The organism is Marinobacterium lacunae, from assembly GCF_000705555.1.
Lineage (GTDB): Bacteria > Pseudomonadota > Gammaproteobacteria > Pseudomonadales > Balneatricaceae > Marinobacterium_D > Marinobacterium_D lacunae.
Map to the genome: position 1 here is coordinate 183,968 of NZ_JMQN01000040.1, position 14,058 is coordinate 198,025.

Sequence of the window (14,058 nt, forward strand, 5' to 3'; positions counted from 1 at the left end):
GTTTAATTAAGCAAGCGGCTGTTGCTGAGTAATGCAGTGGATATTGCCACCACCGAGCAATATTTCGCGTCCGGGCACGCTGACCACCTCTCTTTCCGGATAGAGCGCCTGCATCAACTCCATCGCGGCCCGGTCGGCCGGATCATCGAACTGCGGCATGATAACGCCACCGTTAACCAGCAGGTAGTTGATGTAGGATCCAGCCAGACGAATCGACGGATCACGCGGCTGACTGCTGTCGTTGTGGTCAACCCCGGCACACTCATCCGCCGAGGCGTACAAGGGGCCTGGAATCGGCATCTTGTGCACGATCAACTGGCGTCCCGCCGCATCCCGGGCAGCGTCCAGACGCGCCAGTGCAGAGCGACAACGCGGGAAGTTGGGATCGGCCTCGTCGTCTGTCCATGCCAGTGCGACTTCACCCGGGCGGACGAAACAGCAGAAGTTATCCACATGGCCGTCAGTTTCATCGCTGAACAGCCCTTCCGGCAACCAGATGGTTTTACTGATACCGAGATACTGCTCTAGCTGATGTTCGATCTGCTCACGTTTCATATGCGGGTTGCGATTGGAGTTAAGCAGACACTCCTCAGTGGTGAGCAGTGTGCCTTCACCATCGACGTGGATAGAACCGCCCTCCAATACAAAGCCCTCGGTACGATAGCGCGGGCAACGCTCGATCATCGCCACCTTGGCGGCCACCTGCTCATCCTGATCCCAGGGGAAGTAGAGCCCGCTTTTCAGTCCACCCCAGGCATTGAACTCCCAATCGACGCAACGCACCTCGGAACCGTTGGTGATAAAGGTCGGACCTGTATCGCGTATCCAGGCGTCGTTGCTGGCGATCTCCACCACCCGGATATCGGGGTGATCTAGCATCCGGCATGCATTGGCAAACTGCGCCGCGCTGACGCCGACGGTGACCAGCTCGAACCTGGCGATCGCCAGCGCTACGGCGGTGAATGCCGCCTGCGCGGGCTTAGCTCCCAAGCGCCAGTTATCGGGACGCTCCGGCCAGAGCATCCATATCTGCTGCTGTGGCGCCCACTCCGCCGGCATATGAAAGCCATCGGCGGCGGGCGTTCCGGTAAGAGTTTTCATGCTGTGTTCCACTGTTATTTAACCTGTTTTCCGACAAACGCACTGCTGCGTCCATCGAAGGTGGCCAGCGCGCCATAGAGTTCCGGACGCCGATCCCTGAATACCCCCCATCCGCGCCGCATCCGGGCAAGCTCATCCAGATCGAAGCTGTGCACCAGCACAGTCTCGCTCTGCTGATCCGCCTCGGCCACCAGCTCGCCATGCTGATTGGCAATAAACGAGGAGCCGTAGAAGGTTATTGAGACTTCATCCTCCCACTCCGTCCCGACGCGATTGGAGGCAATAACCGGTGTCAGGTTGGCCGCTGCATGACCCTGCTGGGTACGCTGCCAATGACGGCGCGAGTCCAACCCCGCATCCTGAGGCTCACTGCCGATAGCGGTCGGATAGAAGATTAGCTCGGCCCCCTGCAACGCGAGACAGCGTGCGGTTTCGGGAAACCACTGATCCCAGCATATACCAAGTCCGATGCGGGCATAGCGGGTGTCCCATACCTGAAAACCGGTATCGCCCGGCGAGAAGTAGAACTTCTCGCTGTAAGCCCAACCATCAGGAATATGGCTTTTACGATACAGGTTAGGCAGTACACGACCATCGGCGTCGATCATCACAACCGAGTTGAAACGCGCCTGTCCACTCAGTTCGTAGAAGCAGATCGGCAGCACCACCTCAAGCTCGGCCGCCAGACGGCTGAAGTGGGCAATTGCCGGATTCTCATCCACAGTGGTGGCCAGACTGAGGTACTCAGCTTTGTGCTTTTTGCAAAAGTAAGGTGTTTCGAACAACTCCTGCAGCAAAATGATCTGTGCACCCTGACTATGGGCCTGACGCACCAGCGCTTCCGCGCGTTCGATATTGCTCAGCCTATCGTTGTCGCAGGCCATCTGGGTAGCCGCAACGGTTACTACACGGGACATAACAGGCTCCTGTTATTGTTATTAAACAGTATGGAGATACCAGGAATACTCAAGGTCGGAGATGGTGCGTTCGAACTCTTCGAGCTCACTCTCCTTGCACGCCACAAACACATCGAGAAACTCACTGCCGAGATACTCATTCATCACCGGCGAGGCATCGAGCTGGCGCAGTGCATCGCGCAGGTTATTGGGCAGTGTGGGCTCGAACTGGTCATAGGCGTTGCCAACGACCTTCGCCGGCGGCTCGATCTTGTTGGATATGCCGTAGTGCATCGCCGCCAGCATGGCCGCCATCATCAGATAAGGGTTGGCATCGGTACCCGCCACACGGTGTTCGATGCGGGTCGCCGCCGGGTCGCCGCCGGGTATACGCAAAGCCGTGGTGCGGTTCTCAACTCCCCAGGTAGGGGCCATCGGTACGAAGAACTCGCGGCTGAAACGGCGGTATGAGTTGATATTGGGGCAGAGGATAGCGAAGTACTGGTCCAGCGTCTCCAGCAAGCCACCCAGTGCCCAACGCAGCATATCGTTGGCCTCATCGTTGTCGTCGAGGGCGAAAACGTTGTTGCCCGCCTCATTGAGCAGGCTGATATGCAGATGCATGCCGTTGCCCGCCTGATCCGCATAGGGCTTGGCCATGAACGTGGTATCCATCTCGTGGTCGTAGGCCACGTTCTTGATCACACGGCGCAACAGCGTTGCGTTGTCGCAAGAGCGCACCGGATCGTCCACGTGCATCAGGTTGATCTCAAACTGCCCCGGTGCCGATTCGGCAACGATGGTGTCCGCCGGCAGCCCCTGAGCACGCGCAGTGGAGATGATATCCATCAGCAGATCGGTGTACTCATCGAGTTCATCGATGGAGTACACCTGTACACTCTCAGGGCGTTTGCCGGAGATTGGCGATCGTGGCGGCTGGGGCCGACCGGAGATGTTCTCCTGATCGATCAGATAAAACTCCAATTCGAACGCGGTCACCGGCGTCAGACCCAACTCCCTGAACCGGCGCACCATACCTTTAAGGATCATCCGGGGGTCGGCGAAGAACGGCGTCTCGCGATCTTCGTACATCGACATCAGACACTGTGCGATGGGGCGCTTTTGCCAGGGCTCCATCGCCAAAGTCCCTGTTATCGGGAAGCAGATGCGATCCGCATCCCCTATCTCCAGACCCAACCCTGTCTCTTCGACGGTAGTACCCTGAATATTCAAACCATAAAGTGAAGCCGGCAACGCAATACCCTTGGTATAGGCCTTGGTCAACGCCGAACGGTCTACCCTTTTCCCTCTGACAATGCCGTTCATGTCGGCAATCAGCAGATCGACAAATTGCAGATCCGGATGTTTTTCCAGAAAGGCTTCTGCCTCATCCACCGTGGGAACAACAACATCTTCCGAGCTTAAACAACTCATGCTACGCACCCGTTTAATATGAGAACTTTCAATTGATTAGCGTTATTTTCCGGTGTTCGTCCCGGCGCGGACGCAGGTCTTGCAGAAGATGAAGACGCGCACGATCGGAGCGCACGTTTTTCGTGCCACAGGACACCGATGGGATACGATTCTGATTTGAAAGAATTTTTCAGAAAATACCACCCGGGGGGTATTCAGACGCAACTCTCGCTTCCTACACACTGTGTCCAGATCAATCGTTCAGCTCAAACGCCGACGCCGCAATCACTCACGTGTGCTGCGGCTCGAGTAAGCCGAACGAGGCATACAAAACCAATCGAGTATTCAACATGGAAGCGGACCTGGAACGCTGGCTGAAAGAGCAACAGATTACCGAGGTGGAGTGTGTGGTCAGTGACCTGACCGGCATTGCACGCGGCAAGATCTCACCGGTGGATAAGTTTATCGCCGAAAAGGGGATGCGATTACCAGAGAGCATTTTGCTGCAAACGGTAACCGGTGACTATGTCGAAGACGACATCTATTACGCCCTGCTTAACCCCGCCGATATCGACTTTATCTGTAAACCCGACCCCAACGCTGCATACCTCCTACCCTGGACTCTGGAAAAAACCGCACTGGTTATACACGACACCTACGACCGCAGCGGCAACCCGATCCAACTGTCACCACGCAATGTACTCAAGCGGGTACTCAGCCTCTATGCCGAAAAGGGCTGGCAGCCGATTGTGGCACCGGAGATGGAGTTTTACCTCACCTCTCGCACCACTGATTACGACATGCCGCTTAAGCCGCCGATTGGTCGCTCCGGACGCCCGGAGACCGGTCGCCAGTCCTTCTCCATAGAGGCTGCCAACGAATACGATCCGCTGTTCGAAGATATGTATGACTGGTGTGAGATGCAGGGACTCGAGATCGATACCCTGATCCACGAAGAGGGCACCGCCCAGATGGAGATCAACTTTCTCCATGGCGACCCGCTAACCGTGGCCGACCAGGTATTCGTGTTCAAGCGCACCCTGCGCGAAGCGGCGCTTAAGCACAACGTTATCGCGACCTTTATGGCCAAGCCGGTCACCAATGAGCCGGGCAGCGCCATGCACCTGCATCAGAGCGTAGTGGACACGCACTCCGGCCGTAACGTGTTCAGCACCGTGGACGGCGAGCAAAGTGAGCTGTTCCTGAACCATATCGCGGGGTTGCAGACCTACATTCCCAGCCTGATCCCGCTACTGGCTCCCAACGTCAACTCTTTCCGACGTTTCCTGCCTGATACGTCAGCGCCGGTAAATGTGGAGTGGGGGCTTGAAAACCGCACCTGCGGTCTTCGGGTGCCGGAGTCATCCGCCCAGAACCGTCGCGTGGAAAACCGTCTTGCCGGTGCCGATGCCAACGTCTACCTGGCGATCGCCGCTAGCCTGCTCAGTGGCTATATCGGCATGATCGAGGGGATCGCCCCTAATCCACCGGTGGAGGGCCGGGCCTACGAACGGCGTAACCTGCGCCTACCGCTGACACTGGAAGCCGCCACCGAACAGATGGAGCAATGCCCGACCATGCGCCGCTATCTGGGCGATCTGTTCATCGACGGCTATATCGCCACGCGACGGGCTGAAATGGAAAACTTCAAGCGCGTCATCAGCTCTTGGGAGCGGGAGTTCCTGCTGCTGACGGTATGACCGCCATACACAACGTATAAACACTACATAAAAACTAACTCGGCAATCCGATCATAAAAGTAACAAAAGGATTAAGCGATGAGTCAATTAGCCAGTTCCCCTCAACCGCCACCTCTGGGTGGCCAGTACATTGCCGCGACAACTTCGGTCATACCGGAGGCGACGCACTATGCACAATTTACCGACCTGTACTCTGAGGAGAGAACATGAACTCGACATTCCGCAAGACACTGCTGGCACTGACCCTTGGCGCTGCCGTCACCTCCACCGCCCAGGCCGAAGAGCGAGTGCTTCACGTCTACAACTGGTCCGACTACATCGCCGAAGATACCCTGGCCAACTTCGAAGCCAAGACCGGAATCCACGTTGTCTACGATGTATTCGACAGCAACGAAGTCCTTGAGGCCAAGCTGCTCTCCGGCCGCTCCGGCTATGATGTGGTAGTGCCCTCCAACAGCTTTCTCGCCAAGCAGATCCGTGCCGGTATATTCAAGGAGCTTGATCGCAGCAAGCTGCCCAACTGGGACAACCTGGATCCCTCTCTGTTGAAATCGCTCGATCATGCCGACCCTGGCAACAAGCATGCCTTCCCCTACCTCTGGGGCACCACCGGCATCGGTTATAACGTGGACAAGGTAAAAGCGGCACTTGGTGTCGATGAGATCACCTCCTGGGATGTGGTGTTCAACCCCGAGAACCTGGCCAAGCTCAAAGATTGCGGGGTGTCCCTGCTTGACGCTCCGAGCGAAATCTTCCCGGCAACACTTAACTATTTGGGTGAAGACCCCAACCCGACCACCACGGATGCGATAGCGAAAGCGGAAGAAGCACTGCTCAAGATCCGCCCCTACGTGCGTTACTTCCACTCTTCCAAGTACATCACCGATCTCGCCAACGGCGATATCTGCCTGGCCGTCGGCTGGTCCGGCGACATTTTCCAGGCCCAGTCCCGTGCCATCGAAGTCAACAACGGCGTCAATGTCGGATACAGCATCCCGAAAGAGGGTGCCGGCACCTTCTTCGACATGGTCGCCGTACCGGCCGATGCGAAAAATGTGGATGAGGCCTATGCCTTCCTCAACTACCTGCTGGAACCCGAAGTAATCGCGAAAGTTTCCGACTATGTCGCCTACCCCAATGGAAATGCAGCGGCAACTCCCTATGTCAGCGAAGAGATTCGTACCAACCCAGGTATCTATCCGAGCAAGGAAACCAGCGAGAAGCTGTACACCTTTGCCGACCTGAGCCCGAAGATCATACGCGCCATGACCCGCAGCTGGACCCGTATCAAGTCTGGCCAATGATCTTCCGCACTGGCCGTCGCCCCTACCTAGGGGCGGCAGGCCGTGCCTAAGGCTAAACACCAGGGAAGATTTCCGTTCATCTCTGCCCGAGTCGGGCAGACCGCTTTCCGTTTTGGAGACTATCCATGACCGCAATCGAAGCAAGTGCCGAACACCTGAGCCGTGTTGCTCAGAGCGAGATCCTGAAGATCGACGGCATCAGCAAACTTTTCGACGAAGTACGCGCCGTCGACAACGTGTCACTGACGATCAACCGCGGTGAAATCTTTGCACTGCTGGGCGGCTCCGGCTCCGGCAAGTCTACCCTGCTGCGCATGTTGGCCGGGTTCGAAAAGCCTTCCGAGGGCCGTATCTACCTCGATGGCCAGGACATTACCGACCTGCCGCCCTATGAGCGGCCGATTAACATGATGTTCCAGTCGTACGCCCTGTTCCCGCATATGACCGTGGCCCAGAATATCGCCTTCGGCCTCAAACGCGACAAACTACCCAAAGCCGAGGTGGAAGCCCGCGTCAAAGAGATGCTGACACTGGTGCACATGGAGAAGTTTGCCAAGCGCAAGCCGCATCAGCTCTCAGGCGGACAGCGCCAGCGCGTAGCACTGGCCCGCTCTCTGGCCAAGCGCCCCAAACTGTTACTCCTCGACGAGCCGATGGGCGCACTGGACAAGAAACTGCGCACCCGGATGCAGCTTGAGGTGGTTGAGATCCTTGAACGCGTGGGCGTGACCTGTGTGATGGTGACCCACGATCAGGAAGAGGCGATGACCATGGCCGGGCGCATCGCGATCATGGATGAGGGCTGGATCGCACAGGTCGGCTCACCCATGGATATCTACGAAAGCCCCAACAGCCGCATGATCGCGGAGTTCATCGGTTCGGTGAACCTGTTCGAGGGCGATATCGTCGCCGACGAGGCCGACCACGCCATCATCGCAGCGCCCGGCATCGCGCAACCTCTTTTCGTTAGCCACGGAGTCTCCACCAATGTGGAGAACAAGCATGTCTGGCTGGCAGTGCGCCCGGAGAAAACTCTGCTCACCCGTGAGCGTCCGGAGGGCGAGTACAACTGGGCCAGCGGCCAGGTCCACGATATCGCCTACCTCGGCGGTCTTTCAGTGTTCTACGTAAAGCTTGAAAGCGGCCAGATCGTACAGTGCATGCTGGCTAACCGCGAGCGGCGCGGCGACTACCCGAGCTGGAACGAACAGGTTTACATCAGCTGGGAGGCCACCAGTGGCGTGGTATTGCGATCATGAACAAGTTAACGCTGAAACGGCCTAACGGCCGGGTGCTCACTGTCGGCATCCCTTACCTCTGGCTGCTGCTCTTTTTTGCTCTGCCCTTCCTGATCGTGCTTAAGATCAGCCTGTCGAGCATGGCGATCGCGATTCCGCCCTATGAGAGTATCCTCAACTTTACCGATGACGTACTGCAGATCTCGCTCAATCTGAGTAACTACCTGCTGCTGCTCGAAGACTCACTCTACGTACAGGCCTATCTGCACTCGCTTCAGATCGCCTTTTTCTCGACACTGGGCTGTCTGCTGCTCGGGTATCCCATGGCATACGCTATGGCCAAGGCCCCGCCACGTAAACAAACTATCCTGCTGCTACTGATCATGCTGCCGTCGTGGACCTCGTTCCTGATCCGCGTGTATGCCTGGATGGGGCTGCTAAGCGATACCGGTCTTATCAACAACTTTCTACTCTGGCTCGGAGTAATCGACTCGCCCTTGCGTATTATGAACACCGATATAGCGGTCTATATTGGCATCATCTACGCGTATCTGCCGTTCATGGTACTGCCGCTATATGCCAACCTGGTCAAGCTTGATCGCAGCCTGCTTGAGGCCTCCGCCGATCTGGGTTCACGATCACTGCACACCTTCTGGACCATCACCCTGCCACTGTCCAAAGGCGGCATTATTGCAGGCTCCATGTTGGTGTTTATTCCCACCGTGGGCGAATTCGTCATACCTGAACTGCTCGGTGGCCCCAACTCACTGATGATTGGCAAGATCCTCTGGCAGGAGTTCTTCAACAACCGTGACTGGCCCGTAGCATCGGCATTGGCGATCGTTATGCTTGCACTGCTGATCATTCCAATCTCGCTGTTCCACCGCTACCAGTCCCGCGCTATGGAGGCAGACCGATGAAACAACGTGACTCTATACCGGTGAAGCTGAGGTCTCGCCAGCGCCAGACCTCCTTCTCCTCCGTTATGCTTTGGATCGGCCTGGCATTCCTCTATGTGCCGATGCTGATTCTGGTGATCTACTCCTTCAACGCCTCGAAGCTGGTAACGGTCTGGGGCGGGTTCTCGGCAAAATGGTATGCAGAGCTTCTGCACAACCAGCAGATCCTCGATGCAGTGGGCACCAGTCTTGCCATCGCCTTCAACAGCGCCTGCATGTCGGTAATCCTCGGCACCATGGCGGCTTTCGTGATGGCGCGCTTTCGCCACTCATGGAGCAAGATGACCCTGTCCAACATGATCACAGCCCCTCTGGTTATGCCGGACGTCATCATCGGGCTGTCTCTGCTTCTGTTGTTCGTGCACATGGCCGATTTCCTCGGCTGGCCCATGGAACGTGGCATGACAACCGTATGGATCGCGCACTCGACCTTCAGCTCCGCCTACGTTGCGGTGGTGGTATCGTCACGGTTGCGGGAGGTGGATCGTTCAATTGAAGAGGCGGCGCTGGATCTAGGCGCTACACCCTTGCAGTCCTTCTTCCTTGTGACTGTACCGGTGATTGCGCCCTCGTTGGCTGCAGGCTGGCTGCTCGCCTTCAGCCTGTCGCTGGACGATCTGGTCATTGCCAGCTTCACCTCAGGCCCGGGTTCTACCACCCTGCCCATGGTGGTGTTCTCCTCCGTTCGCCTCGGCGTATCGCCCCAGATCAATGCGCTGGCGACACTGATCATTCTGTCTGTATCGTTGGTCGCCTTTGCGGCCTGGTTCCTGGCAAGGCGCTCGGAGCGCAAACAGAAGATGATGATGGAGGGCTAACCCACACCGTCACGAGTCGGGCGTTTGGCGGCACTAGGCGGCCGCCAAACGTTCACCCCGCTTATCCCAGGGCTTCTCTATAATCGGTAGATGGATAAGGGCAGAGAGCGCCCCGAAGCCGACGCCAATCCACCACACCAAGGTGTAGTTTGCATACAGATCGTACATCACCCCGCCCAACCAGACGCCCAAGAAACCACCTAACTGGTGAGAGAAAAACACCAGTCCGTAAAGCGTGCCCATATACCGCAGTCCATAAATCTGTGCCACAAGCCCGGACGTGAGTGGCACGGTGGCCAGCCACAACGCCCCCATAGCGATTGAAAACAGCAGGACGCTTTCCGGCGTTATCGGATTCATGATGAACCATGCCGCCACTATGGTGCGCATCAGATAGATACTGGCCAGCAGGTATTTGCGTGAATACTTGTTGCCAAGCCATCCAGCCAGCAGTGTGCCGCCGATATTAAATACACCGATCAGGGCGATAGCGATTGCACCGAGCGTCGATGTGGAGGTCACCCCCAGCGACTGGATAACGCTGCCTGGTGCAATGGCACTGCACATCTCGGCAATGAACGCGGGGAAGTGAGCGGTAATAAATGCCAACTGATAGCCGCAGGAAAAAAAACCGATGAAGATGAACGCGAATGTCGGATCCGTTACGGCCCTTTTGATCACCACACTCATACGTTCATCGACCGGGCTGCGCTTTTCCACCGGCGCTACACGCATCAACGAGAGGGCGAACAACGACAGTAAGATAAAGCCCGACAGAACAATAAAAACAGACTGCCAAGGCATTTGATTCAACAGCAACTGCGTCAACGGGGGGCCGACGATCTGACCGGCCGAGCCGGCGGCTGTTACAATACCCAACGAGAGTGACCGGTGTTTGTCCGATGCCGCGCGCCCCACCACAGCTAGAATCACACCAAAGCCTGTGCCTGCAATACCAAAACCGATCAACATCTCCAGCAGCTGGTGTTGGCCGGGGGTAATGGAGTAGGCCGAGAGCACGAGGCCCACCACATAGCAAAAAGCGCCGGCCACGATCGCCTTCCGGTCGCCGTACTTCTCCGCCAACGCGCTGAACATCGGCTGCCCTATCCCCCAGAACAGGTTCTGCAGGGCGATAGCAAAGGAGAATGATTCCCGCGGCCAGCTGAACTCCTGAGCGATGGGAATCTGGAACAAGCCGAATGAAGCGCGAATGGAAAAGCTCACCAAAATAATGATACATCCCGCAATCAATACGGGGGTGATCAGCGAATCATGGGGACTCGCTGGTACAGTAGTTTTGCTCATGTTCCGGAATTATCCTGCTGTAGACGCCACATACTCGCGTAGCGCCCATCCAGTGCCAACAACTGCTGGTGTGTGCCACGTTCAACAATTTCACCCTGATCCATGACCAGAATCTGATCGGCATCGATCACCGTTGATAGACGATGCGCTATCACCAGGCTGGTGTGATTTTTGGCCAGTGTGTTCAAAGATGCCAGAATCGCACGCTCCGTGGCGCTGTCCAGCGCCGAAGTTGCCTCGTCAAACAGCAGAATCGGCGGTTTCTTGAGGATGACACGGGCGATAGCGATACGCTGTTTCTCTCCGCCGGACACCTTCAGTCCCCGCTCTCCAACCCGCGTATCCCCCCCTTCGGGCAGCGCCTCTAGAAAGCGATCGAGATTGGCAAGGCGAATCGCTTCGCTCACCTCCTCGACACTGGCCCCAGGCTTGCCATAGGCGACGTTGCTGAAAATGGTGTCGTTAAACAGCACCGTGTCCTGCGGCACGACGCCTATCGCCTGACGCAGACTGAGCTGGGTGACCGTCTTGATCGGCTGGTCATCGATCAGAATGTCACCGCTGTTCAGGTCGTAAAACCGGAACAGCAGCCGTGCCAGCGTGGACTTTCCTGCACCACTGGGGCCGACAATCGCCACTTTCTGACCGGGCTCCACACGAAAGCTCAGATCGCGCAATATGGGACGCTCGGCGTGATAGGCAAAGCTTACGTTGCGAAACTCAACGCTGCCGTGGCTTACCGTGAGTGGGCTTGCATTAGGTGCATCGGTTACACCAGGTGTTTTCTTCAGCAACCCGAACATGTTCTCTATATCGGTTAATGCCCGGCGCACTTCGCGATAGACCATGCCAAGAAAATTCAACGGCAAAAAGAGCTGCAGAATATAGGCGTTAATCATCACCAACGAACCAAGCGTCATCTCCCCGGCGACAACATCACCTGCTGCCAGCCACAGCAGTAAGACCATACCAATGGCGATGATCAACGCCTGCCCGCTGTTAAGCAGCATCAGCGTCATCCGCGTTTTCAGCCTGGCGCTCTCCCAGCGCGCCAGGTTGCGGTCGTACTGTTCGGCCTCGAACGCTTCGTTATTAAAGTACTTCACTGTCTCGTAGTTGAGCAGGCTGTCGATGGCGCGGGTATTGGTTTCCGAGTCGAGCTGATTCATCTCGCGTACGAACCGGTTGCGCCATTCGGTGGTGAGAACGGTGAAGTAGATGTAGATACCCACACACACGAGGATGATCAGCGCATACCAGACACTGAAATTGATCATCAGGATACCGGCGACCATGGCCAGCTCTATCAGCGTCGGCACGATGTTGAACACCAACATCCGCATCAGAAAGCCGAAGCCGTTTCCGCCTCTGTCGATATCGCGGGAGATCCCCCCGGTCTGCCTCGACAGGTGAAACTCCAGATCCAGCGCATGCAGGTGGCGAAACACCCTCAGTACCATACGCCTCATGGCCCGCTCGGTGATTCGGCTGAAAACCGCATCGCGTGCCTCGGCAAAGAAGACCGAACTGAATCTCAGCACACCGTAAAAGGCGAGCATCAAAAGCGGTACGGCAATCATCTGGTGCTGGGCGCGGTCCAATCCATCGACGATATTCTTCAATGCCCAGGGCATGGTGACGGTGGCCACCTTGGCCGCGACCAGCAGCAGGAAAGCCGCACCTAATCGGCCTCTGAATGCCCAAAGGTAGGGCCAGATCGTCTTGATGACATGCCAGGCCTCCGAGGCGCCCACAGGCTCCTTGGATGGCGACAGATGGTGGTGACTGGTGCGCGCGCTTCTGGACATGAATCCGGTATCCGTCAGTCAACAGCCTGAGACTGTGATGTCTGTTCGCTGACGCGGTTGCGCCCAGCGCCTTTGGAGGCCAACAATGCGTGATCGGCACGCAGGATCAGGTCATCCGGCCCATCCTTTTCACCAAGTTCGGCGATACCCACACTCAGTGTCACACCAACCAGATCGTTGTCCACTCTCAGCCGATGGCTCTGAACGGCCTCGCGCAGTTTTTCAGCCAGCTGTCCGGCTTGCATTCGATCGCACTTGGGCAGCAGAAACAGGAATTCGTCACCACCCCAACGACATACAAGATCCGCCCGACGCGTCATGGCGGTAAACAGCTCTGCAATAGAGCTGATCACCTGGTCACCAACAGGGTGTCCATAGGTATCGTTGATCTGTTTGAATCCGTCCAGATCGCCGATCATGCAACTGAGCGGCTCTTTTCGCCGACGCGCCTGGGCGATCTGCTGCGGCAGTACCCGATCCAGAACCTGCCGGTTGGCCAAGCCGGTCAGCTTGTCCGTATGCGCAAGTGCCTCGAGGCGGCGCTGAAACGTGTCGATGGTAAGCCAGGCGAGCAATAGCACAACCAGTGTCACGATAACCGAGCCGATCAGGTTCAGGATTAGGGTGTGATAGATCTTGTCGGAGGCGGGATTATTCGCCTGCTGCACGATCAAGTACCAGTTAAACTCCGGCACCAACCGACTGTTGACGTAGATCGTTTGCCCCTCGGACTCGTAGCTGAACGAACTGCTGGGCGAGGTCAGAATACGCGTGGCATACAGACCAAGCGCCGGGCTGTTCCGGATCTGGTCGACCCCGCTATAGGTATCGCTGTGTATCATCACCTTACCAAAACGGTTGATGAAGAATATTTCGCGATTGAACCTGCGCTGATAGTCGTCGATCAGCTGTTTGACCACCGACGTGGACAGGCCAACTCCCACCACACCAATGAAGTTGCCGTCGTAGTCGAACACTTTGTAGTTGATGAAAACAGCGATGCTGTCCAGGTTTGCCGTATCACGGTCGATGTTGATCTCATAAGGTGCCAGGTCACTTTTGAAGCGAAAGTACCAGGCATCCTGTGGATCATTCTTGCTGACCTCCTTGAGTGTGCCCGTGGGATGGTAGTACCTGTGGGTTTTGTCGGACACGAAGAAGCTGGTCTCGGTTTCGTACCGCGCCTGAATCTCTTTCAGGTAGCGGGTGATGGCCGCCGGGTCCTGCTCGCCGGCCAACGCCCAGTCACGAACAAAGGTGTCATGTGACATCAGTGAGGATATGAATATCGGGCGAAGCAGATCACGCTGAATCTCGGAATAGATGTTGTCACCGGTCAGCGGCAGGGTGCTCTCTTCGATCTCCCGCTCCAGGCTGTCACGTGCGGTGTAGTAACTGATCAGGCTGGTGGTGATGAATCCGGCAAACAGCAGGAGGCTGAGAATAATCAGAATCTGGTATTTTTTGGTCAACGGTACACTCTCCACAATCCCTTAGAGCACGCGCCTGTCGA

General features: G+C 56.7%; 12 protein-coding genes. 6 read left to right on the plus strand and 6 right to left on the minus strand.

Annotated features, from left to right (window positions below):
• Nucleotides 1-6: 6 nt before the first annotated feature.
• Genes aguA through ADIMK_RS13450 form a run of 3 tightly spaced genes read right to left on the minus strand, consistent with a single transcriptional unit; the run spans nt 7 to nt 3,431 of the window.
• Nucleotides 7-1,101 (minus strand): agmatine deiminase, encoded by a 1,095-nt coding sequence (gene aguA, locus ADIMK_RS13440; protein WP_036189040.1) that lies wholly within the window; start codon nt 1,099-1,101, stop codon nt 7-9.
• Between the two features lie 14 nt (nt 1,102-1,115).
• Entirely contained in the window at nt 1,116-2,018 is a 903-nt protein-coding gene (aguB, locus tag ADIMK_RS13445) for an N-carbamoylputrescine amidase (RefSeq protein WP_036189042.1), read from the minus strand.
• 21 nt (nt 2,019-2,039) lie between these two features.
• The gene (locus tag ADIMK_RS13450) at nt 2,040-3,431 is read right to left on the minus strand and encodes a glutamine synthetase family protein (protein WP_051692949.1); all 1,392 of its coding nucleotides are present in this window, start codon (nt 3,429-3,431) and stop codon (nt 2,040-2,042) included.
• Between the two features lie 329 nt (nt 3,432-3,760).
• Here ADIMK_RS13450 and ADIMK_RS13455 point away from each other — a divergent pair, with 329 nt between their 5' ends.
• From ADIMK_RS13455 to ADIMK_RS13475, 6 genes are all read left to right on the plus strand, one after another.
• The gene (locus tag ADIMK_RS13455; protein WP_036189044.1) at nt 3,761-5,110 is read left to right on the plus strand and encodes a glutamine synthetase family protein; all 1,350 of its coding nucleotides are present in this window, start codon (nt 3,761-3,763) and stop codon (nt 5,108-5,110) included.
• Between the two features lie 78 nt (nt 5,111-5,188).
• Nucleotides 5,189-5,320, plus strand: a complete 132-nt coding sequence (locus tag ADIMK_RS22315; protein ID WP_255344288.1) for a hypothetical protein — start codon at nt 5,189-5,191, stop codon at nt 5,318-5,320.
• Entirely contained in the window at nt 5,317-6,414 is a 1,098-nt protein-coding gene (locus tag ADIMK_RS13460; protein WP_036189046.1) for an extracellular solute-binding protein, read from the plus strand. Before ADIMK_RS22315 ends, ADIMK_RS13460 begins: the two co-directional genes overlap by 4 nt.
• Before the next feature lie 125 nt (nt 6,415-6,539).
• Entirely contained in the window at nt 6,540-7,673 is a 1,134-nt protein-coding gene (potA, locus tag ADIMK_RS13465) for a polyamine ABC transporter ATP-binding protein (RefSeq protein WP_036189049.1), read from the plus strand.
• Nucleotides 7,670-8,572 carry an ABC transporter permease subunit gene (locus tag ADIMK_RS13470; RefSeq protein WP_051692950.1) on the plus strand — a complete coding sequence of 301 codons (903 nt, stop codon included), beginning with the start codon at nt 7,670-7,672 and terminating at the stop codon, nt 8,570-8,572. Before potA ends, ADIMK_RS13470 begins: the two co-directional genes overlap by 4 nt.
• Before the next feature lie 65 nt (nt 8,573-8,637).
• Complete coding sequence (locus ADIMK_RS13475; protein ID WP_036189559.1) at nt 8,638-9,429, plus strand: ABC transporter permease subunit; 792 nt, start codon at nt 8,638-8,640, stop codon at nt 9,427-9,429.
• Nucleotides 9,430-9,462: 33 nt separating this feature from the next.
• On the opposite strand, the gene ADIMK_RS13480 is transcribed toward ADIMK_RS13475, so the two are convergent.
• The 3 genes from ADIMK_RS13480 to ADIMK_RS13490 are packed head-to-tail and all read right to left on the minus strand — an operon-like array spanning nt 9,463 to nt 14,017.
• Nucleotides 9,463-10,737 (minus strand): MFS transporter, encoded by a 1,275-nt coding sequence (locus ADIMK_RS13480; protein WP_036189054.1) that lies wholly within the window; start codon nt 10,735-10,737, stop codon nt 9,463-9,465.
• Nucleotides 10,734-12,545 (minus strand): ABCB family ABC transporter ATP-binding protein/permease, encoded by a 1,812-nt coding sequence (locus ADIMK_RS13485; protein WP_081849789.1) that lies wholly within the window; start codon nt 12,543-12,545, stop codon nt 10,734-10,736. Before ADIMK_RS13485 ends, ADIMK_RS13480 begins: the two co-directional genes overlap by 4 nt.
• 14 nt (nt 12,546-12,559) lie before the next feature.
• Nucleotides 12,560-14,017 carry a sensor domain-containing diguanylate cyclase gene (locus ADIMK_RS13490; protein WP_197027538.1) on the minus strand — a complete coding sequence of 486 codons (1,458 nt, stop codon included), beginning with the start codon at nt 14,015-14,017 and terminating at the stop codon, nt 12,560-12,562.
• Between the last annotated feature and the right edge of the window lie 41 nt (nt 14,018-14,058).